20 protein-coding genes and 1 pseudogene are annotated in these 21,995 nt (G+C 28.6%); 15 read left to right on the forward strand and 6 right to left on the reverse strand.

Annotated elements, in window-relative coordinates:
• The first annotated feature begins 89 nt into the window (after window positions 1-89).
• From hemW to VN21_RS04900, 7 genes and pseudogenes are all read left to right on the forward strand, one after another.
• Window positions 90-1,220, forward strand: a complete 1,131-nt coding sequence (gene hemW / locus VN21_RS04870; RefSeq protein ID WP_046822309.1) for a radical SAM family heme chaperone HemW — start codon at window positions 90-92, stop codon at window positions 1,218-1,220.
• A gap of 103 nt (window positions 1,221-1,323) precedes the next feature.
• A complete protein-coding gene (gene hrcA / locus VN21_RS04875; protein ID WP_046822310.1) occupies window positions 1,324-2,343 on the forward strand; it encodes a heat-inducible transcriptional repressor HrcA in 1,020 nt (339 codons plus the stop codon).
• A 15-nt stretch (window positions 2,344-2,358) separates the two neighbouring features.
• Window positions 2,359-2,913 carry a nucleotide exchange factor GrpE gene (grpE, locus tag VN21_RS04880; protein ID WP_052951981.1) on the forward strand — a complete coding sequence of 185 codons (555 nt, stop codon included), beginning with the start codon at window positions 2,359-2,361 and terminating at the stop codon, window positions 2,911-2,913.
• A 67-nt stretch (window positions 2,914-2,980) separates the two neighbouring features.
• Window positions 2,981-4,819 (forward strand): molecular chaperone DnaK, encoded by a 1,839-nt coding sequence (gene dnaK / locus VN21_RS04885; protein ID WP_046822311.1) that lies wholly within the window; start codon window positions 2,981-2,983, stop codon window positions 4,817-4,819.
• Between the two features lie 104 nt (window positions 4,820-4,923).
• Window positions 4,924-6,075, forward strand: a complete 1,152-nt coding sequence (dnaJ, locus tag VN21_RS04890) for a molecular chaperone DnaJ (RefSeq protein WP_046822312.1) — start codon at window positions 4,924-4,926, stop codon at window positions 6,073-6,075.
• A 161-nt stretch (window positions 6,076-6,236) separates the two neighbouring features.
• Window positions 6,237-7,427 carry a dicarboxylate/amino acid:cation symporter gene (locus VN21_RS04895; protein WP_046822313.1) on the forward strand — a complete coding sequence of 397 codons (1,191 nt, stop codon included), beginning with the start codon at window positions 6,237-6,239 and terminating at the stop codon, window positions 7,425-7,427.
• A 202-nt stretch (window positions 7,428-7,629) separates the two neighbouring features.
• A pseudogene (locus tag VN21_RS04900) lies at window positions 7,630-8,898 on the forward strand (dicarboxylate/amino acid:cation symporter).
• Window positions 8,899-8,962: 64 nt separating this feature from the next.
• Here VN21_RS04900 and VN21_RS04910 read toward each other — a convergent pair.
• From VN21_RS04910 to VN21_RS19450, 4 genes are all read right to left on the reverse strand, one after another.
• Entirely contained in the window at window positions 8,963-9,853 is an 891-nt protein-coding gene (locus VN21_RS04910) for an IS3 family transposase (protein WP_084821949.1), read from the reverse strand.
• Window positions 9,850-10,530 (reverse strand): helix-turn-helix domain-containing protein, encoded by a 681-nt coding sequence (locus VN21_RS04915; protein WP_046822119.1) that lies wholly within the window; start codon window positions 10,528-10,530, stop codon window positions 9,850-9,852. Before VN21_RS04915 ends, VN21_RS04910 begins: the two co-directional genes overlap by 4 nt.
• An 85-nt stretch (window positions 10,531-10,615) precedes the next feature.
• Window positions 10,616-10,960, reverse strand: a complete 345-nt coding sequence (locus VN21_RS19445) for a superoxide dismutase (protein ID WP_332840841.1) — start codon at window positions 10,958-10,960, stop codon at window positions 10,616-10,618.
• Between the two features lie 120 nt (window positions 10,961-11,080).
• Window positions 11,081-11,266, reverse strand: coding sequence for a hypothetical protein (locus VN21_RS19450; protein WP_332840842.1), 186 nt, complete (start codon window positions 11,264-11,266; stop codon window positions 11,081-11,083).
• Between the two features lie 187 nt (window positions 11,267-11,453).
• On the opposite strand from VN21_RS19450, the gene VN21_RS04925 reads away from it, so the two are divergent.
• The 5 genes from VN21_RS04925 (at window position 11,454) to VN21_RS04945 (ending at window position 17,068) form a co-directional block, all read left to right on the forward strand.
• On the forward strand, window positions 11,454-12,938 hold the full coding sequence (locus VN21_RS04925; protein WP_046822315.1) for a phytoene desaturase family protein: 1,485 nt from the start codon (window positions 11,454-11,456) through the stop codon (window positions 12,936-12,938).
• 518 nt (window positions 12,939-13,456) lie between these two features.
• Complete coding sequence (locus VN21_RS04930) at window positions 13,457-14,506, forward strand: efflux RND transporter periplasmic adaptor subunit (protein ID WP_046822316.1); 1,050 nt, start codon at window positions 13,457-13,459, stop codon at window positions 14,504-14,506.
• Window positions 14,499-15,179 carry an ABC transporter ATP-binding protein gene (locus VN21_RS04935; RefSeq protein WP_046822317.1) on the forward strand — a complete coding sequence of 227 codons (681 nt, stop codon included), beginning with the start codon at window positions 14,499-14,501 and terminating at the stop codon, window positions 15,177-15,179. The genes VN21_RS04930 and VN21_RS04935 overlap by 8 nt, the downstream gene beginning before the upstream one ends.
• 2 nt (window positions 15,180-15,181) lie before the next feature.
• The gene (locus VN21_RS04940) at window positions 15,182-16,420 is read left to right on the forward strand and encodes an ABC transporter permease (RefSeq protein WP_046822318.1); all 1,239 of its coding nucleotides are present in this window, start codon (window positions 15,182-15,184) and stop codon (window positions 16,418-16,420) included.
• 21 nt (window positions 16,421-16,441) lie between these two features.
• Window positions 16,442-17,068 carry a YIP1 family protein gene (locus tag VN21_RS04945; protein ID WP_046822319.1) on the forward strand — a complete coding sequence of 209 codons (627 nt, stop codon included), beginning with the start codon at window positions 16,442-16,444 and terminating at the stop codon, window positions 17,066-17,068.
• Window positions 17,069-17,115: 47 nt separating this feature from the next.
• Here VN21_RS04945 and VN21_RS04950 read toward each other — a convergent pair whose 3' ends face one another.
• Window positions 17,116-17,841 (reverse strand): tRNA 2-thiocytidine biosynthesis TtcA family protein, encoded by a 726-nt coding sequence (locus VN21_RS04950; protein ID WP_046822320.1) that lies wholly within the window; start codon window positions 17,839-17,841, stop codon window positions 17,116-17,118.
• 315 nt (window positions 17,842-18,156) lie between these two features.
• Here VN21_RS04950 and VN21_RS04955 point away from each other — a divergent pair, with 315 nt between their 5' ends.
• A complete protein-coding gene (locus VN21_RS04955; protein WP_046822321.1) occupies window positions 18,157-19,110 on the forward strand; it encodes a carbohydrate kinase family protein in 954 nt (317 codons plus the stop codon).
• Between the two features lie 48 nt (window positions 19,111-19,158).
• Here the strand turns inward: VN21_RS04955 and VN21_RS04960 are convergent, their stop codons facing one another.
• Complete coding sequence (locus VN21_RS04960; RefSeq protein WP_046822322.1) at window positions 19,159-20,388, reverse strand: aminopeptidase; 1,230 nt, start codon at window positions 20,386-20,388, stop codon at window positions 19,159-19,161.
• 320 nt (window positions 20,389-20,708) lie between these two features.
• Here VN21_RS04960 and VN21_RS04965 point away from each other — a divergent pair, with 320 nt between their 5' ends.
• Both VN21_RS04965 and VN21_RS18980 read left to right on the forward strand, forming a co-directional pair.
• On the forward strand, window positions 20,709-21,503 hold the full coding sequence (locus VN21_RS04965; RefSeq protein ID WP_046822323.1) for a nitroreductase family protein: 795 nt from the start codon (window positions 20,709-20,711) through the stop codon (window positions 21,501-21,503).
• Between the two features lie 287 nt (window positions 21,504-21,790).
• The coding region (locus tag VN21_RS18980) for a hypothetical protein (protein WP_207641522.1) at window positions 21,791-21,995 on the forward strand (205 nt) is incomplete at its 3' end.

Below are 21,995 nucleotides of genomic sequence, written 5' to 3' on the forward strand. Positions count from 1 at the left end.
TTTTATGTTAATTTTAGGTGAATAAGATTAGAATAGTTATGTTTTGAGGTATAATATATATAATTATATTTAAATATTAAGGAGTAATTATGTTAGGACTATATATACATGTGCCGTTTTGCGCGCAAAAATGTTATTACTGTGATTTTAACTCTTATAAAATTAATAGTAATCAAAAGAAAGAATATCTAATAAATATAGAAAGAGAAATGAAATTTTATAAAGGTGAATTTAAGGACAAGTGTTTTGATACAGTATTCTTTGGAGGAGGAACTCCAAGCATTTTAACTGTAGATGAACTGAAAGAACTTGTTAATAATATAAATGAGAATTTTAATATAAAAAAAGATGCAGAAATAACTATTGAATGTAATCCAGGAACAATAAATAGAGAAAAGCTTGAAGCTATGAAAAAAATGGGTATAAATAGATTGAGTATAGGACTTCAAGCTACTCAAAATTATCATTTAAAATCTATAGGAAGAATACATACATATGAAGAATTTGAGAAAAACTATTACGATGCATTGGATATAGGATTTAAAAATATAAATATAGATTTAATGTATGCGCTTCCAAACCAAAAAACTCAAGAATGGAAAGATACATTGGATAAAATTATAAAGTTAAATCCGTCACACATATCTGCGTATTCACTTATATTAGAAGAGGGAACGAAGTTATATGATATGTATCAAAATAAGGAATTTGAATTACTAGATGAAGATACAGATATAAATATGTATAACTATACAATAGACACTTTAAAAAGACATGGATATAACCAGTATGAAATATCTAATTATTCAAAAGAAGGTTTAGAATGTAAACATAATATTATATATTGGAAGTGTGACAACTATTTAGGGTTAGGGCCAGGAGCGTCAGGATTTATAGGGGATACTAGATATTCAAATATAGAAGATATATGTGAATACAATAAGTGTATTATGCAAAATATAAGGCCTGTTAGTGAAGAAATAGAATTAACGAAAAAAGATAAGATAGAGGAATTTATATTTATGGGACTTAGAATGAATGAAGGCATAAATATAGATGTATTTAAAGAAAGATTTGATACAGATTTTTATGATATATACCAAGAAGTTATGGATAAGCTTATAAAAATAGAGCTTGTTAGATTCGATGGAAAAAACATTTCTCTTACTCAAAAAGGAAGAGAAATTTCTAATAGTGTGTTCATAGAATTTTTAAATTAATCAAAAAGTGTTGACAAAGTAAATTTAAAGTGATATAAAATATATATAATCTTTTAGCACTCCAATTAAATGAGTGCTAACAAAAGAGGAGGCTTTGGATTACATGGAATTAAATGAAAGAAAACTAAATATCCTTAAAGCTATTGTTAAAGATTATATAGAAACTGCAGAAGCTGTAGGGTCTAGAACTCTTTCTAAAAAGTATGAGTTAGGAGTTAGTGCAGCCACTATAAGAAATGAAATGGCTGACCTAGAAGAATTAGGATATTTGATTCAACCTCATACCTCCTCAGGGAGAATTCCTTCAGAAAAAGGATATAAGTTATATGTTGACTCTTTAATGAGTACATGTGAATTAAATGATATTGAAAAACATTTAATAGAAGAGTCAATAAACCAAAACATGAACTATATGAAAGATTTGATACATGAAACATCTAAGTTGATATCTAGGTTAACAAATTATACAACTATAGCTGTTACTAAAAATACATCAAATGTTCAAGTTATAAAGCATGTTCAATTGGTTGGATTAGATGAAAAAAGTATGGTTTTAATAGTAGTTACAGAAAAAGGTGAAATAAAAAACACTATTATATCAACCAATATACAGATTGATCAATCTAAACTTAATTTAATTTCTGATAATCTTACTAAAAAGCTTTCAGGAAAAAATATAACTGAAATTGATGAAGATTTTCTAAACTATATAAAATATGAAATAACAGAAAACTCTTTATTTATTGATAAGCTTATTGATGCGCTAAACTTTGATTTTGAAGAAAATAATACAGCGATATCCTTAAGCGGAGCAACTAATATATTCAATTTTCCAGAGTTTAGTGATGTTGTTAGAGCTAAAACATTTCTAAATATGCTAGAGGAGAAAGAAAATATATCTAGTATGCTCAAATCTAAAGGAATACAAAAAGAAAACCTAAATATAATTATCGGAAGCGATAATGAATGTGAGGTAGCTCAAGATTGTAGTATTATAACTGCAACTTACAATATAGATAAAAATGTAGTAGGTAAAATAAGCTTGATAGGTCCAACAAGGATGGATTATTCAAAAGTATACTCTATATTAAATTACATGGGACTACTACTAAACAAAAAATAGTTAGGGGTGTAAGTTTTGGAAAACAATATACAAGAAGAATTACAAGAAGATATAAAAGATAATTCATCAGAGGAAGTAGAAGAAGTTATCGAAGAAGCTATAGAAGAGGCTACTGAAGCTAAAGAAGTAGATGAAGCTGATGAAAAAGATAGCAAGATAGAAGAACTTACAGATACTCTTCAAAGACTTCAAGCAGAGTACGCAAACTATAGAAGAAGAACTCAACAAGAGAAAGAAACTATGGGTGTATTTGCTAATGAGAAAATATTAAATGAATTAATACCTGTTATGGATAACATGGAAAGAGCTATGGATGCTTGTACAGATAAAGAAGATAACATGTATAAAGGCATAGATATGGTGCAAAAACAATTAAAAGCTACATTTGAAAAATTTGGACTAGAAGAAATAGAAGCTGAAGGTCAAGAATTTGATCCAAACCTACACTTAGCAGTTATGCAAGAACCAGTAGATGGAACACCAGCAAACCAAGTGGTTATGGTTTTACAAAAAGGGTATAAATTAAGTACAAAGGTGCTAAGACCATCAATGGTTAAAGTATCTTGCTAACATAGAATAAAAAAATAAAATTGAATTAATATCAATTAACATATAAATTTTTAAGGAGGATATTAAAATGGGAAAAATAATAGGAATTGACTTAGGAACAACAAACTCTTGTGTTGCAGTATTAGAAGGTGGAGAACCTCAAATAATAGCAAATAGCGAAGGAATGAGAACTACACCATCAGTAGTTGCATTTACAAAAGATGGAGAAAGAATAGTAGGAGAGCCTGCTAAAAGACAAGCAGTTACTAATGCAGATAGAACAATAATATCTATAAAAACTCACATGGGAACTGATTATAAAGTTAATATAGATGGAAAAGATTATAGTCCACAAGAAATATCAGCTATAACATTACAAAAATTAAAATCAGATGCTGAAAGCTACTTAGGGCAACCTGTAACTGAAGCTGTTATAACAGTTCCAGCATACTTTACAGATGCTCAAAGACAAGCAACTAAAGATGCAGGTAGAATAGCAGGACTTGATGTTAAGAGAATAATAAATGAGCCAACTGCTGCTGCACTTGCTTACGGTATGGATAAATTAGATCAAGAAAAGAAAATATTAGTATTTGACTTAGGTGGAGGAACATTTGACGTGTCTGTACTAGAAATAGGAGATGGAACTTTTGAAGTTTTAGCTACTGCTGGTAACAACAGATTAGGTGGAGATGACTTTGACCAAGTTATAATAGATTACTTAGCTGAAGAATTCAAAAAATCTGAAGGTGTAGATTTAAGAAATGATAAAATGGCTCTTCAAAGATTAAAAGAAGCTGCTGAGAAAGCTAAAAAAGAATTATCTTCAACAATGAGTTCAAACATAAACTTACCTTTCATAACAGCTACAGCTGAAGGACCAAAACATCTTAACATAGATTTATCAAGAGCTAAGTTTGATGAGTTAACAGCAAACTTAGTAGAAAAAACTATGGAACCAACTAGAAGAGCATTACAAGATGCTGGACTTTCAACTTCTGATATAGATGATGTATTATTAGTAGGAGGATCTACAAGAATACCAGCTGTTCAAGAAGCTGTTAAGAAATTCATAGGAAAAGAACCTCACAAAGGTATAAACCCAGATGAATGTGTTGCTGCAGGTGCTGCTATACAAGGTGGAGTTTTAGCTGGAGATGTTAAAGATTTATTACTTCTAGACGTTACTCCATTATCTTTAGGAATAGAAACTATGGGTAATGTAATGACTAAAATAATAGAAAGAAATACAACAATACCAACTAAAAAATCTCAAGTATTCTCAACTGCTGCAGATAACCAAACTGCTGTTGATATACATGTTCTACAAGGTGAAAGAAGTATGTCTTTCGACAACACTACTTTAGGTAGATTCCAATTAACTGATATACCACCAGCTCCAAGAGGAATACCTCAAATAGAAGTTACTTTTGATATAGATGCTAATGGTATAGTACACGTTACAGCTAAAGATTTAGGAACAGGAAAAGAGCAAAAGGTAACTATAACTTCAGGAACTAACTTAAGTGAAGAAGAAATACAAGCAAAAGTTAAAGAAGCTGAGATGAATGCTGAAGCAGATAAACAAAAGAAAGAAAAAATAGAAGCATTAAATCAAACTGAAGCTACTATATACCAAATGGAAAAAACTTTAGCTGATGCTGGAGACAAGGTTGATGCTAATGCTAAATCTGAAGTTGAAGCAGAAATAGCTAAATTAAAAGAATTAAAAGCTAAAGAAGACGTTACAGCTGAAGAATTAAATAAAGCTTTAGAAGAATTAAACAAAAAATTCCACAAAATAGCTGAGCAAATGTACCAACAAACTGCTCAAGATCAACAAGCAGAAGGTGGAGCTCAAGAAGAAGCTAAACAAGATGACAATGTAGTAGATGCTGATTTCAGAGAAGTAGATGATCAAAAATAGTATTTGAAAATCAACGTTACTTGTATATAATAAATATATAAAATTAATAATAGCTTGTAGACGTCTACAAGCTATTGTTATGTAATACGAAGGTGGTGGCAAGCGTGGCTAAAAGAGACTATTATGAAGTATTAGGTGTCGATAAAGGTGCTGATGCACAAACGTTAAAAAAAGCATACAGAAAACTTGCAATGAAATATCATCCAGACAGAAACCCAGATGATAAAGAAGCAGAAGCAAAGTTTAAAGAAGTAAACGAAGCATATGAAGTATTATCAGATGATACAAAAAGATCTAATTATGATCAATTTGGTCATGATGGTGTAAACGGAGGCTTCGGAGGACAAGGCGGATTTGGAGGCTTTAGCGGTGGAGCTGGAGGCTTTGAAGATATATTTGGAGATATATTTGGTGACATGTTCGGAGGTGGTTTTGGAGGCGGAAGACCTAGAAGAAGAGGCCCTGAACGTGGAGCTGATATAAAACAAACTGTGACTATTACATTTGAAGAAGCTGCATTTGGAGTTAAAAAATCTATAAAGATAAATAGAACTGAAGAGTGTAGTGAATGTCACGGAAGCGGTGCAAAAGATGGAACATCTAAAAAAACTTGTCCAACATGTAATGGAGCTGGAGAGGTTAGAACAGCTCAAAGAACTCCGTTTGGAAATATAATGAGCACTAGAACTTGTTCTACATGTAACGGAGAAGGAGAAGTTTTAGAATCACCATGTCCTAAATGTAGCGGAAATGGAAAGACTAGAAAAACTAAAACTATAGAAGTTGATATACCAGCAGGTATAGATAATGATCAAATAATTAAATTAAGTGGTCAAGGTGACTTAGGATCAAAAGGTGGACCTAGAGGAGACTTATATATAATTGTAAATGTTAAGCCTCATACATTATTTACAAGAGATGGATATGATGTATACTTTGAATTACCTATAACATTTGTTCAAGCTGCACTTGGAGATGAAATAGAAGTTCCTACTTTAGATGGTAAAGTAATGTATAATGTTCCAGCTGGAACTCAAACAGGAACAGTATTTAGATTAAGGGAAAAAGGTATATCAAAAATGAGAGGAAATGCAAGAGGTGACCAATATGTTAAGGTTACAGTTGAAGTTCCTAAAAAATTAAATGATAATCAAAAAGAACTTCTAAAAGCATTTGCAGAGTCTTGTGGAGATGAAGTTCATGAAAAAAAGAAGACTTTCGGTCAAAAAATAGAAGACTTTTTTAAAGGAAAATAAAACTATAAGGTAAAATGAACTCTAAATAAGGAGTTCATTTTTTTTGATGCATAAGAAAGTTCTATATGAATAAATAGATTTTATTGAAAATATCTATAGATTGAATAGTTAGTTGACTATACTATTTTGTTTATATAACATTTAAAGAGGGAGGGGATTTTATGAAAAAATTATTTGATAGTCTTATATTTAAATTAGTATTAGCTGTCATTGGAGGACTTGTAATTGGATTTTACTCACCTAAATCTTTTATGAATGTTATTGTAACATTAAAGTATATTTTAGGACAGGTAATTTTATTCTCGGTACCTCTAATAATAATAGGATTTATAGCTCCATCTATTGCTAAGTTAAAGAATAATGCTTCTAAATTATTAGGATATGCAATAACTTTTGCATACATATCATCTATTGGAGCAGCTACTTTTTCTGCAATATTTGGATATATGCTAATTCCAAAGCTATCTGTACAAGCAACTGCAGGAGCACTAAGAGAATTACCAGAACTTATATTTAAACTAGATATTCCTCAAATTATGCCAGTTATGAGTGCTTTATTCTTATCTATAATATTAGGACTTGCAACAGCTTGGACAAAAGCGGACTTATTTGAGAAGTTACTAGATCAATTTCAAGATATAGTACTTAGTTTAGTAAAAAAAATAGTTATTCCATTACTTCCAATTTTTATCGCTACTACATTTGCAACACTAGCTTATGAAGGATCTATAACAAATCAATTACCGGTATTTATAAAAGTAATTATTATAGTTCTTGTAGGACATTTTATATGGCTTGCATTATTGTATGCTATAAGTGGAATTATATCAGGCAAAAATCCTATGGAGGTATTAAAGCATTACGGACCTGCATATTTAACAGCTGTAGGAAGTATGTCATCAGCAGCAACTTTACCTGTTTCAATCGATTGTGTAAAAAAGTCTAAAGTTCTAAGAAAGGATATTTCAGATTTTGCAATTCCTTTATTTTCAAATATACATTTGTGTGGATCAGTTTTAACAGAAGTATTTTTTGTTATGGTAGTTTCACAAATTCTTTATGGTAAGTTGCCAGATGTATCATCGATGATATTATTCATAGTTTTACTTGGTATATTTGCCATAGGTGCTCCAGGAGTTCCAGGAGGAACAGTTATGGCGTCATTAGGATTAATAACTAGTGTATTAGGATTTAATGAAACAGGAACAGCGCTTATATTAACTATATTCGCTCTTCAGGATAGTTTTGGAACAGCTTGTAATATAACAGGAGATGGAGCGTTAACGTTGATGCTTACGGGAGTAGCAAATAAAAAAAATATAAAAGAAGAAAGTGAAGAAAAATCAATATAAGGTTAACATATAAGGCTATGAATATTAATATTCATAGCCTTATTTTTATAATGTTTACCAATATATAGAAAAAAACTATAAAATACATGTAAAATATTGCAAAAAACTATACTGGCTTGAATCCATTGACTTAAAAAAATGTTTTGTATACAATGTTCTTCGGGAGCGACAAATATACTCATATCAGGAAAGGGGTTTACACATGAAAGACTTTTTAAAAACGTATAAGTCTTCATTTGTGTTACTAGGTTGTACAATAATTGGAGCCATAGTAGGACTTATACTAGGACCAAAAGCTACAGTTCTTAAACCATTTGGAGATTTATTCATCAATTTAATCATGATGATAGTAGTCCCACTTGTGTTCTTCAGCGTTGCATCGGGGGTTGCAAACGTCAATAGCATGCAAAGATTCGGGAAAATAATGAAAAATGTAATTATTGTTTTCACATTAACTACATTAGTAATGGCAGTCGTAGGTATTATAGGTACTATAATTTTCAATCCATCAAAAGGAATCGATATTCATTCAGTAAAAGAAATAATGGTTGCTCCAGATCAAGAGAAATTAGCATCAAAAGGAAATTTACTAACTCAAATAGTAAATTCAGTTACAGTTTCTGATTTTAGTGAGTTGTTCTCAAGCGGTAACTTATTACAATTAGTAGTATTTGCAGTACTAATAGGAAGTTCGATTGCCGTTTTAGGAGAAAAAGCAAAGACTATAAAAAACATACTTAATGAAGGAACAAATGTAATATTAAATGTAGTTGGAATTATAATGAAGTTGGGGCCTATAGGTTTAGGGTGTTATACAGCATCGATTATAGGTGAATTAGGACAAGAAATAATAGCAGGGTACATAAGAGTATTTTTAACTTATTGTGTATTAGCGGCCATATACTTTGCAGTATGTTATACATTGTATGCATACTTATCAGGTGGTAAAAAAGGAGTTAAGAAGTTCTATGAAAACTCTATAAGTCCAATAGCTACAGCTCTTGCGACATCTTCAAGTTCTGCTTGTATACCATCTAACTTAGAGGCAAGTAAAAAAATAGGGGTACCAGATGATATAGCTGAAACAGTTATACCTTTAGGGATTAATATACATAAAGATGGTTCGGTATTATCCGTTATAGTAAAAGTTGCATTTTTAACTGGAATACTAGGTGGAAATATGGCAGATCCATCGAACATATTAAACTTATTAGTTACAGTACTTGTTGTTGGAGTATTTATGGCTCCTGTAGCGGGTGGCTGACTTATAGGTGAGATGCTCGTGGTAAGCATCTTCGGATTCCCTGTTGAGGCAATTCCTTTATTAACAGTAATAACTACAATAACAGATATACCTAACACTGTACTTAACACAACTGGAAATACAGTGAGTTCTATGCTAGTTGCAAGACTAGTTGAAGGTAAAAACTGGTTAAAAGAAGAAGTTGAAACTTTTAAAAAGGCAAGCTAACAGGAAAAAGTAGTAATCTTAGGTGAACTGCCCCCTGTCAAGTAGACAGTGGAAATAATAAAAATTATGCAACTAAGGTCTGGCTTCGATATTCCATCGGAGACAGACCTTTTAGTTTTTTCTGTAACCTTACATTATTATAAAAATCTATGTAATTATCGATTGCTATTTTTAACTCATCAAAAGTTTGAAATTTTCTTAAATAGTACATTTCTGATTTAAGTGTTCCCCAAAACCCTTCCATTGGTCCATTATCTATACATCGTCCAATCCTGGACATACTTTGAGTTGCAGATATATTATCTAATTTTGCTTTGAAAATTTTACTTGTATACTGAAATCCTCTATCACTATGAAATAATGGCTTCGCCGTAGGATTATTTTTAGTAGCTAAATCAAATGTATCAAATACTAATTGATTATTATTTGAACGTCCTAACACATATGAAACGATACTATTATCACCTAAGTCTAATATTGCACTTAAATATGCTTTAGTTCCATTCATTAACTTAAACTCTGTTACATCAGTTAACCATTTCTTATTAGGCGTAGCCTCACTAAAACTTCTATTTAATATATTCTCAGCTGTTATTTGAGGTATACTTTTGATATACCTTTTTTTCTTCCTACGAATAACGGATTTTAATTTTAATGATTTCATTAATCGATAAATCCTTTTATGATTATATATCTTTTTTAAACTTCTATTAATATTCATAGTCATACGTCTATATCCATAAATTCCATTTACCTTATCATATATTTTTATTATTTCATTTTTAATAACTTCATTTTCCATATCTCCAGCTGTTTCAATTTTACTTAGCCATTTATAGTATGAAGATCTAGCAATACCTGCAAATTCACATAATGAAAGTATTGGATATCCTATTTTATTTAATTCCTTTATTGCAGTATATATAGTTTCTTTTTTTATACTATTGAATATCATCTCCTCTCTATTTCTTCCAACTTTTTTAAGAAATCTATTTCCATTTTTAAGCGGTCATTTTCAATTTTAAGTAACTTCATCTGAACTTCTAGTTGTTCTTTTTCTGTCATAAGCTCTATTTCTTTAGCCTTACCTCGTTTATCTTCAAGCCCTTTATATCCATGTTTTTTATATTTTCTAACCCAATTGTAAATTTGTTGGTAAGATACTTTATATTTATCTGAAGTTAGATGATAATCAAAATTATTAGTCATGCAAAATCCAACAATTTCAACTCTTTCATCAAACGTTGTTTTTCTCCCTTTAATCATAAGTTTCTTCTCCTTGTTATTCTGAGATTTAGTCATATTATGATTATTATTATACTTGATTATCCAACGTTGAAGTACAGATATACTAGATATTTTGTATTTACTGCATACATCTAATAGCGAATATTTACCTGATAAAAAATCCTTCACTGCTAGTATTTTAGTCTGTGTCGAATAGTACTTATTTGTAGGTTTATTTTTTAAACCTTCAATGCCAATAGATTTATATGTAATAATCCATCTTCGCACTTGTTCTGGACAAACACCAACTTCTTTAGAAATTTCAATAATACTCTTACGATTATTGATGTAATTTAATACTTCCTTTATTTTTACTTCATCACTAACTTTAGCTTTTCTAGGCATAAAAACATACTCCCTTCATAGTTACAGTTTTTATTATTTAAACTGTCTACTATAAAGGGAGCATATCAGTTAATGCTACTTCTTTTTATTTAGATAAATAGTTTTTATTTGCTTGTTCCCAATTAACTACATTCCACCAATTTTCTATATACTTATTACGTTCATTTTTGTATTTAAGATAATATGAATGCTCCCAAAGATCTATAGCAATTATAGGTTTTACTCCTGATAAAATAGGGGAATCTTGATTTGAAGTAGACATTATAGCTAACTCACCTTCATCATTAGAAACCAACCAAGTCCATCCTGATCCAAAGGTACTTAATGCTGACTTATTAAATTCTTCTTTGAAAGATTTAAAAGAACCAAAATCTTTTTCGATAGATTTTAATAGTTCATCTTTAGGCTGGCCACCTTTGTTAGGACTCATTATATTCCAAAAAAAGTTATGATTGTAAACTCCACCAGCGTTATTAATTATACTTTGCTTTACATCGCGGGGAAGTATAGTTGGATTAGATAAAAGATGTTCTAAGTTTTTAGATTCAATTTATGGATGAGTGGAAAGTATTTTGTTTAAATTATCTACATATGCTTTATGATGTTTATCATGATGTAAGACCATAGTTTCCTTATCTATATAAGGTTCAAGAGCATCATAGGCATAAGGTAGTGGCTCTAATTTGAACTCTTTATTATCAGGAGTATCGGCATAGGAATTAATGAAAAAAATCATAAAAAAAGCTAACAAAGTAAAAAAAAATTTTTTTTGATTTAATAAAAATCACCTCCTAATTGGTATTATGCTCATTACAAAAAAATAAATTTAAAGTTTCCTGGGAAATATAAATTTATATATAAATACATAATTATAAAGTTCAAATTAATGGAAATAATATTAAGTAAAGTAAGGAGGGAAAAATATGAAGGAAGTTACAGTAATTGGAGCAGGAATAGGTGGACTAACAACAGGAATAAGATTATTAAAAAATGGTTATAGAGTTACTATTTTAGAAAAGGAAAGTACAGTGGGTGGAAAAATAAATCAAATTAAAAATAAGGGTGATAAATTTGATTTAACAGCTAGCATACTCATGACACCTCAAAATTATATTGAGATATTTAATTATGCAAATAAAGATTATTCAAAGTATATAGATTTAGTAAAATTAGATACTATGTACAAAGTTTTCTATCAAGATAATACTAATTATGAATTTTATAGTGATATTTCTAAAACTATAAAATTTTTAGAGGGTATAAATGTTAACCTAGGAATAGATTATTTAAATTACATATCAAATTCATATAGAAAATATATTTTATCAAATGAAAAATTTTTAAATAAACCTATGGAAAATTTAAAAGAAATTTTAAATTTTGAAGCTATAAAGACTGCAATTAAATTAAATCCAATGGAAAGTTCGTATAAGTATACATCTAGATATATAAAAGATAATAAAATAAGAGAATTTTTACTGTTTCAATGTATGTATATAGGGATAGACCCCTATGAAAATTCTAATTTATATACTTTAATACCTGCAATATCCCAAATATATGGACTTTGGTATATTAAGGGTGGTATGTATTCTTATATAAAGTCTTTAGAAAAGTTAGTTATAGAAATGGGTGGGAAAATATATAAAAATACAGTAGTAGATGAGATTATAATAGATGATGGTATAGTAAAAGGTGCAAATACTAGTGAAGGAAAATATTTATCTGATATTGTAGTATGTAATGCAGATTTTCCGTATGCAATGAAAAATTTAATAAAGTTAGATGTTAATAAAGATAAATATACTGATAAAAAAATTGATAAGCTTAAGCTCTCATGTTCCACGTTAATCATATATTTAGGATTAAATAAAAATTATAAAAACTTGAAAGTTAATAATATATATATTGGAGATGATTTTAAAGAAAATATACAAGCTCCATTTAAAGGGAATTTACCTAATAATCCTTCTTTTTATATGTATTGTCCTAGCAAAATAGATCATAGTGTATGTGGAGATTCCAAGGAGATTCTAAATATAATGGTTAGAGTTCCTAATTTAGAATATGAAAATATTGAATGGAATGAAAAATTAGTGAAAAATTTTAGAGATAAGGTTATACAATCGATAACTAAGATTAAGGGTATGGAAGATATAGAAAAAAATATTATTTACGAAAACTATTTAACGCCAAAGAATATGGAAAAAAAATTTAATGCATATAAAGGCTGTGCTTTTGGAATAGCTCATAATATTAGTCAAATAGGTTTTTTAAGACCGCATATAAAATCAAAAAGTGTTAAAAATTTATATTTTATAGGATCCTCAACACATCCAGGAAATGGAGCTTCTGTAATAATAAAAGGAAGTAAATTAATTGTAGATGAGATAATAAAAAATAGTTAGCTATTATAATAGCTAACTATTTTTTATTAAATTTTTAAAATTAGAAATTATAATATTTCTAATTTTATAACTTCGTATGAGATAATCGCTGAATTCAATTAAGATAAAATTTTTCTTAAGATACTCACTTATTATCTCACTTTTTAACGATAGTATTTTTGCTAAAAGTAAGATTAAAAATCTACATAAAAAAAGTAATTTCAATTTAATGGTATTGCTAATTAAAAAAATTAGCATATAAGTGGCACTGCTATTTAAGAACGTTAAATAATATACCTTAGAAATTAGAATTACTTTACATGAATGCTAACATAAAAGTATATACAAAAGTAGAAAGTGGACTAACATTACGTTTTAGTGGAGTGAAATAACAAAAACATACATTTTACTCCACTAAAACCATATTTTAGTCCATTTTTATTTTTATACAAAGTATATATGATAGTATGAAATTTAAAGATTTATGTAGATTTAGCAAATGGGGATTTAAATTGTAAAGTTAATAGTAGGAGGGAAAAATGAAAAAAAAGCACATAGCTATAGGGTTAGCGGTAGTAGTTATTTGGGGAGGAGCCATAGGGTTTTTAGCTTATAAAAGCAAAGATAAAAAAGTTAAGGAAGAACAAGCCATTAAAAGGTATATAATTCCTGAAAATAAAAAAACTTTTTTCAGTGGAGTTGTAGAACCGTCAAAATCTAAAATTTTCTATAAAGACATAAGTAAGGGTTCAGATTATGAAATAAACAAGAAAAATGGTGAAATTGTAAGTAAAGGAAGTTTGCTTATAACATATAAAAATGAAGAAATAGCAAATCAAATATCAGATTTAGAAGATCAAATATCAGATTTGAAAAAAGAAAAAAATAAAATTAGTGACCCTAAAAATAATGAAATTCAAAATAATACAGATGTCATGAATCCAAATGTAGGGGCCTCTATAGAAGATCAGATAAAGAGCAATAAAAAACAAATAGAGAAACTTAAGAAAAAAAAATATACACATGAATATGCTCCGTTTGCAGGAAAAGTTAGTGTTCCAAATAAAGCATCAGAGGGTGAGAATCAAGTTTTATTAAAATTAAGAAGTAATGATTTATATGTAAAAGCACAAGTATCCGAGAGAGATTTAGAAAAAACAAAATTAAACCAAGATGTAGATATACTAGTATTAGCAAATGACAAAAATGTAAAAGGCGAAATATTTGATATTTCCTACGATCCAGAAGAGCAAGTTATTCCAACAGATGGAGTAACATCAACATCTCAAGTCGCTAATTATCCAGTGACAATAAGCTTAGATTCAAAAGAAAATGTAGTAAATGGCTATCATGTTCAAGTTAAATTAAAAGATACTGAAAAATTAATAGAGATACCTAGTACAGCTGTTAAGACAGAGGGAAGTAAAAAATACGTTTATTTAATAAAAGATAATAAACTTGTTAAGCAAGATATAAAAACAAAAGGAGAAAAAGGAAAGTCAACAATAGTATCATCAGGCTTAAAAGAAAAAGATGAGATTGTAGAAGTTATAAATAGTGAGATGAAAGAAGGTCAGGAAATTGAATAGCTTTATCGAACTTAACAATATACAAAAATACTATGGATTAGCAAAAAATAGGTTGCATGTTTTAAAGTCGTTAAGCCTGGAAATTAAGCATGGAGATTTTGTAATGATAATGGGTAAGTCAGGTAGTGGAAAGACAACTCTATTAAATATCTTAGGATTTTTAGATAAATTTGATGAAGGAGAATATGTTTTTGATGGGAAAAATGTTACAAATTTAACAGAGGTTGAAAGATCTCATTTTCGAAATAAGAATATAGGGTTTATATTTCAACAGTTTCATTTGATAAATAACTTAAATATTTGTCAAAATATAGAACTACCTCTTCTTTATGATAATAAATTAGGAAAGAAAGAGAGATTAAAAAGAGTTGAAAATAATTTAAAAATGGTTGGATTACTAGATAAAATAAAGCAGTTTCCAAATGAGTTGTCTGGAGGTCAGCAACAACGTATTTCTATTGCACGAGCTCTTATTAATGATCCTCAATTAATATTTGCTGATGAGCCTACGGGGGCATTGGATACTAATACAAGTAATGAAATTATGAACATATTAAGTTCACTAAATAAACAAGGAAAAACTATTGTTATGGTTACTCATGATCCAGACCTAAAAAAATATGCAACAAAAGTGGTGTACCTTAAAGACGGTGTTTTTATTGAGGAGGTATAGATATGAGTATAGAAAATTTAATCAAGAGTTCTCTGTTAAGCTTAAAAGCGAATAAGTTAAGGGTTTTTTTAACTATGATAGGAATTATTATAGGTATAAGTTCTGTTGTAGTTGTATTATCTATTGGAGATGGACTTAAGGCTCAAGTTTCTAAAACAACAGGAAAAGTAAATGCAAATAAGGTTACTGTAAGTTTTTATTCTGAAAATCCTGAAGCAGATTTATCCTCTGTTGAACCTTTTATAGAAAATGATATTTATGATTTAAAACATATAGATGGGGTTGAAAAGGTTGAAAAACCGAAGGAACAGGAAAGCTTTGGGTTTGGAGATGGATTATATGGAGAGGTTAATTTTTTAGATAGGCATACATCTGTAGCAGCTACTGCATATGATGACGATAGTGAGAGTATGAGCTTAATTCCAGCTCAAAAATCAGATAAAGTTGAACATGGAAGATACTTTGAGAAAAGCGACATTAAAAATGATGTAATAGTATTAACATATCAAAATGCAAAAAAATTGTTTGATGATCCTAAGTTAGCTGTAGGAAAGGCTATAAATTTAAATGGAACAATGTTTGAAGTTATTGGAGTTCAAGAAAAAGCAGAGAGTTTATTTGCATCTAATGAAGACTTAATACAAAAAGCGTCTATCGATAGAATAAATGAATTACAAAATAAAAATAATGGAAATGAAATAACTTCTTTAGATGTTTTCATATCACCCGGGTATGATTTTGATGTTGTTTCAGAACAAGTTAAGGAAATGTTACAAGAAAATCATCCAGAAATACATGGAACATATGATGTTTTCAATCCAGGAAGTATAACGGAGGCATTTACTAAGATAATTTCGAGTATAACTATGTTTATTACCCTTATAACAGCTATATCACTATTTGTTGGAGGAATAGGTGTAATGAATATAATGTATGTTTCGGTTACGGAAAGAAAAAGAGAGATAGGAATAAGAAGAGCAATAGGAGCTACTCCGAATTCTATAATGTTACAGTTTTTATTTGAAGCTATGTTTGTAACTTTAATAGGGGGGCTATTAGGAATTTTAATAGGATTTGTTTTATCACAAATTGCAGGTATGTTCATGCCATTTAAGCCTGTGGTTACTATAAAAACATTTATAGGAGCTTCAGCTACATCTGTAATAGTCGGTATTATATTTGGAATAATACCTGCATACAAAGCATCTAGACTAGATCCTATAAAGGCTATATATAATTAAAAATTAAAAAGGAGAATATATATGAGAGATTTTAAAACGTTAGTACTACAACCAAAAGAATATTTTAAAGATTTTACAAGGGAAGAATATGAAAGTAAAGAGCCTATAAAATTAAGATACTGGTTTATAGCTCTTATAGCTGTCAGTATTTTAAGTGGGGTAGTAATAAATTTAATGATGCCTGATTTATTAGGTGACTTAGGTCTTGAAGGCATGGGAAAAACAGGGTTTATTGCATTTCAATGGGCATCATATATTGTAGGTCCATTAATATCTGCTTTGATATGTGTTAATATATTATATTTTGTAAGTAAAGCATTTATGGGATTTGTTGAAAATGAAGAAATAAAAGATAAGAAATACTTTAAAAGCTTGTTGTATTTTAGATTTATAGTATTTTCTATAGTTTTAGCCATTGTATCTTTAATAACAACAGTAGCTGTAAGTGATATACAAGCACAAACAATAGCTAGTCAGTTAAATAATATACTTATAAAATTATGGGCTACATACTTCTTATATGGAGTGTTTAAATATTATTTACAAACTAAAAAATTACATAAAATACTTCCAATAACATTATATATTTTAACATTAATATTTGCAGTAATATCTATAGTAAATACTATGCTGGCTACTTCTATCTAAAATATTAAAAATAAAAAGCTACTCATTTTGAGTAGCTTTTTTGATTCCTATATATTTTTTATTTTATCTTTATCCCATATAAACAACTGATCTGAGTTATTTAGAGAGTTGAATAAATTTCTTTTAACATTAGGAATATCTAAGTTAAGTTTTTGTATTAGTTCTTTAATATTTTGCCTATTTGTGTGACCATCAGCTGGGCATGGATTTTTAATTACAGGATAATTGAAATCCTTCGTTGCCTTTTTAGTCATATATTCTTCAATATAAACCATAGGTCTTATTATAGTTAAATCTTGTCTATCTAAATAAGTTTTTGGGGAAAAACAGCTAACTCTTCCTTCGAAGAACATAGACATTAAAAAAGTTTCAACAACATCATCTTTATGATGGCCTAAAGCAACTTTAGTACATCCAAGTTTTTTTGCTGTATCATTTAACGCACCGCGTCTTAAGTTTGCACATAAAGAACATGGATTTTTTTCTTTTCTTATATCAAATATAATTTCTTTTATATTTGTTTGAACCTCGTGAAATTCAACTCTTAAATTTGAACATAAATCATATAAAGGGGAGTTATCAACACCACCTGGGTTTAATGTTATAGCTATAAGTTCGAATTTTTGAGGTGAGAATTTTTTATAATTATTTAAAATATGAAGAAGAGTTAAACTATCTTTACCCCCAGATAATCCAACTGCAATTTTATCTCCATCTTGTATCATATCAAAATCATTTATAGCTTGTCTTGCTTTACTTAATAACTTTTTCATAATATGGATGCCTCCTAAAAGCAAAATAGTACTTAAGCATTTATTATATCAAACTAGAATTTTTATAACAATTGTAATAATTTGCATTAAATAAAAAGTATTTTTTTAGTAACAAAACTAGATAATAAAATATATAAGATAACTAATAAAATTGAAAAAATAAATAAACTAAGAAAACGATATTAATATATTTTATTTGAAAAAAATTTTAGAAAATATTGCAAAAGGTCAAAATATGTGCTTTTTTGTCTAGAAAAGGCATATATTTTTATGTTAAAATATGAAAGTGATTCTTATGGGAGGTCGAAGATAAAAATGGCAAATAATAAACAACCATACGCTTTAGTTTTTGGAGTATCAATATTTGATATAATCGGATTTACAAATGATAATTATAGATGTAACGACTCAAATCCAGGAAGAGTTAAAACTTCTTTTGGTGGAGTATGTAGAAACATAGCAGAAAATATGGCTAGAGTAGGAATAAATACAAAGTTCATATCAATATTAGGTGATGATGAAACAGGAAGAAGAATGATGGAACATTCTAAAGTCATGAACTATGATATGGAAGACTCTTTAATAATTAAAGGTGGAAGCACACCTACATACATGGCTGTTTTAAATCATGAAGGAGAACTTGAATCAGCAGTAGTTGATATGAAAGTAACTGATATGTTTACAACAGATTTTATAGATTCAAAATCAGAAATAATAAAAAATGCTGAATATATGTTTTTAGATTCGGATAAACCTGAAATTGTTGAATATATATTAAAAACTTTTGAAGGACAAACTAAATTTATTTTAGATCCTGTGTCTGCCTGTAAAGCTAAGCATATAAAACATTTAATAAAATATTTCCATACAATAAAACCTAATAGATATGAAGCAGAAATAATGTGCGGGTTTGAAATAAAATCAGAAGATGATTTAAGAAAAGCTGGTAAACACTTTATAGACTTAGGAATAGAAAATGTATTTATAAGTTTAGATGAAGATGGTATATATTATAATAACGGAACTGAAGAAGGAACTATAAAGGCAAACAATGTTCCTGTTGTAAATGTTACAGGAGCTGGAGATTCATTTGTAGCTGGGTTAGGATATGGTTACATGAGAAACGTAAGTTTAAAAGATACAGTTAAATATGCAGTAGCTATGTCTGTTTTAACTATAGCTCATGAAGATACTATACACCCAGAAATGAGCGATGATGTTGTTTTAGAACATATAGAGAATCTTAATTGGACGGAAAAAATATACTAGAATTATAAAAGGACTATCTAAAATAGATAGCCCTTTTTTTATGTATTATTAGAATGCCCAGTTTCCATCTGTGAATATTTGAACTTTTTCACCGTTAGCTTTTTCACCAACTATGTTCATATCAGCAGAACCTATCATGAAATCAACATGAGTTATACTGAAGTTTATACCATGTTGATCTAAATCTTCTTGTGGTATGTTAACTCCGTTTTCAACACAGCTCTTATAAGCTGTACCTATAGCGAAGTGACAAGAAGCATTTTCATCATATAAAGTATTATAGAATACTATGTTTGTATCTGATATAGGAGATTTAAATGGAACTAAAGCAACTTCTCCAAGGTAGTGAGAACCTTCATCTGTATCTATTAATTTAGCTAAAGTATCATATCCTTCTTCAGCAGTAAAGTCTACTATTTTTCCATCTTTGAATGTTAATGTAAAGTTGTTTATAACATTTCCACCGTAAACAAGAGGTTTAGTACTTGCAACTACACCATTAACACCAAATTTATGAGGTAAAGTAAATACTTCTTCTGTTGGTATATTTGGGTTGAAGTTTACTCCATTTGGATCCTTTGAAGCTCCACTTGCCCATATATGGCCTTCAGGCAACTCCATAGTTATGTCTGTTTTACCAGATTTAAAGTATAAAGTTTTAAATTTGCTATCATTTAAGAAGCTCATTCTAACTTTTAAGTTTTTATTGTGTTGATTCCAAGATTCTATTGGATCTTCTTGGTCAACTCTTGTGCAATGGAATATTGCTTCCCACATTTTATCTATAGCTTCCTCTTCAGAAACTCCTGGGAATACTTTTTTAGACCATTTTGCTGTAGGAACAGAAACTATACTCCATTTTGATTTATCAGATAAAGTATAAGATCTCCATTCTTGTAAAGCTTCAGCAGATGCTTTTTGGAAGTTTGCAACTTTTTGAGGGTCTACATCTTTTAATAAATCTGGATCTTGAGCATAAACAGTTAAGAACGCTCCACCTTCTTTAGCTATTTTTACGTATTGATCAGAAACCCAAGTTGGGAACTCGTTGAAAGTTTCATCGGGTGCATTTAAATATTTTATAAGAGTACATTCTTCATCTGACCATTCTATATGTACATCCTTAGCTCCTAGGTCATAAGCTTTTTTTACAACTTTTCTTACAAATGGAGCACACTCAAGAGGAGATCTAACTAATAACGTTTGTCCAGGTTGTATATTAACTCCTACCTTAACAGATAGCTCAGCATATTTTTCTAAATTTTTTTCTAAATTCATAAAGGCACATCCTTTCAAAATAATTGTATTTAAAATAAGAATAAGTCTTTCTTAGCCTAAGTATAACATCATTTTGTTAATACATTTATAGTTTTTTTTCAATATTAAAAAGTTGTACTATTCTAAAATGAAAGACTATTCAAACTTATTATTTTAACAATATTATTTTAAAATACCCATAAATTTAAATTTTAAAAACGGATTGATTTTTTAAAAAAAAGTAAATAATGTAACTATTTTGAGAACAATGAAAGATAGTATAAAACTATATATTTTGATATAATAATATTTATTATATTTGTAGATAGGAGGAATTAGATTTGCAGTTATATGATGCTATTTTTTATAGAAAATCTATAAAAAAATACTCTACAAAAAGATTAAGCATAAATATGTTTGAAGAAGTTCGAAATTTATGTGAAGACATGGATAGTTTAAATAAAGAAATAAAGATTAAGGCACATCCCATTTTAAAAGGGGATAGTTTGAAATTTATAATAAAGAAGAGACATAGACTAGTTGCTCCTCACTATATAGTTTTAACAGTTCAACTTCCTGAAGTAGAAGAGACAGAAGACGGGAAAGATAAAAAGATAGCTCCAATAAAATATTTAGATAGCGTAGGATTTGCTGGAGAAGAGTTAATTTTAAAATTAACAGAAATGGGATTAGCAACAAGTTGGATAGATGATAATTTTAATAAAGAGTCTATATTAGACTTTGTACATTTAGAAGAGAATGAAAAACCAGTAATATTAATAGCTTTAGGGTTTCCAGATGGAAATGAATTGTTTAGAAAAGAAAATGAAAATATAGATAGAAAACCAATAAAAAAAATTGCTAAAAATGTAGATGAAAAATGGACTAATATAATTGAATGTGTAAGAATAGCGCCATCATACAAAAACTCACAACCATGGAGATTTTATCAAAATAATGGATCTCTTGATATATATATGAAAAAAGATTCAGATGAAAATATGAATCAAATTAACATGGGGATAGCTTTAAAGCATTTTGAAATTGGATGTAAATATCATAATATAGATTTTGAATATGTAAAATTAGATGTTAAAGACAAAATAAGAAAAGAATATTATATAAGTGTCGTATAATTAAGGAGTAACTCTATTTTTATATAGGGTTACTCTTTAATTTTGTAGAATTTAATAGAAAGGTATATGGGGATATGTTTCATTTTTATATGCTTTTGACCAGTATAGGGGTATATTTAAGTTTCATAAATCTTTATGATTTTAAGAGAAATAAAATAAAATTAATTTTTTATTTCATTATTTTATATATAGGATTGTCTGTAACAGCCAGATATTTAAAAATTTCACCATTATATGGATTAAATATTATAAATGCTATTGTAGTTTATAAAATTACGAAAAAAACATTGTTAACTATAGCAATACCTCTTATGTCGACAGTTCTATATATAACTGTTAATGTCTTTTGTTATAACATGCTTGCCTTTTTAACAGGGGTAAATATATATAAGTTAGAAAACTATATTTACCTGATTTGTTATTATACTATTACATATATAATAATTGTAATGGTTTCTAGATTTTTAAATAATACATTTATAAATAATATAG

Source organism: Paraclostridium benzoelyticum (assembly GCF_001006285.1).
Lineage (GTDB): Bacteria > Bacillota > Clostridia > Peptostreptococcales > Peptostreptococcaceae > Paraclostridium > Paraclostridium benzoelyticum.

Coding starts and splice junctions, on each gene's coding strand:
- hemW (WP_046822309.1), top strand. CDS start 90: ATGTTAGGACTATATATACATGTGCCGTTTTGCGCGCAAAAATGTTAT.
- hrcA (WP_046822310.1), top strand. CDS start 1,324: ATGGAATTAAATGAAAGAAAACTAAATATCCTTAAAGCTATTGTTAAA.
- dnaK (WP_046822311.1), top strand. CDS start 2,981: ATGGGAAAAATAATAGGAATTGACTTAGGAACAACAAACTCTTGTGTT.
- VN21_RS04895 (WP_046822313.1), top strand. CDS start 6,237: ATGAAAAAATTATTTGATAGTCTTATATTTAAATTAGTATTAGCTGTC.
- VN21_RS04910 (WP_084821949.1), bottom strand. CDS start 9,853: ATGATATTCAATAGTATAAAAAAAGAAACTATATATACTGCAATAAAG.
- VN21_RS04915 (WP_046822119.1), bottom strand. CDS start 10,530: ATGCCTAGAAAAGCTAAAGTTAGTGATGAAGTAAAAATAAAGGAAGTA.
- VN21_RS19445 (WP_332840841.1), bottom strand. CDS start 10,960: ATGAGTCCTAACAAAGGTGGCCAGCCTAAAGATGAACTATTAAAATCT.
- VN21_RS19450 (WP_332840842.1), bottom strand. CDS start 11,266: ATGATTTTTTTCATTAATTCCTATGCCGATACTCCTGATAATAAAGAG.
- VN21_RS04925 (WP_046822315.1), top strand. CDS start 11,454: ATGAAGGAAGTTACAGTAATTGGAGCAGGAATAGGTGGACTAACAACA.
- VN21_RS04930 (WP_046822316.1), top strand. CDS start 13,457: ATGAAAAAAAAGCACATAGCTATAGGGTTAGCGGTAGTAGTTATTTGG.
- VN21_RS04940 (WP_046822318.1), top strand. CDS start 15,182: ATGAGTATAGAAAATTTAATCAAGAGTTCTCTGTTAAGCTTAAAAGCG.
- VN21_RS04945 (WP_046822319.1), top strand. CDS start 16,442: ATGAGAGATTTTAAAACGTTAGTACTACAACCAAAAGAATATTTTAAA.
- VN21_RS04950 (WP_046822320.1), bottom strand. CDS start 17,841: ATGAAAAAGTTATTAAGTAAAGCAAGACAAGCTATAAATGATTTTGAT.
- VN21_RS04955 (WP_046822321.1), top strand. CDS start 18,157: ATGGCAAATAATAAACAACCATACGCTTTAGTTTTTGGAGTATCAATA.
- VN21_RS04960 (WP_046822322.1), bottom strand. CDS start 20,388: ATGAATTTAGAAAAAAATTTAGAAAAATATGCTGAGCTATCTGTTAAG.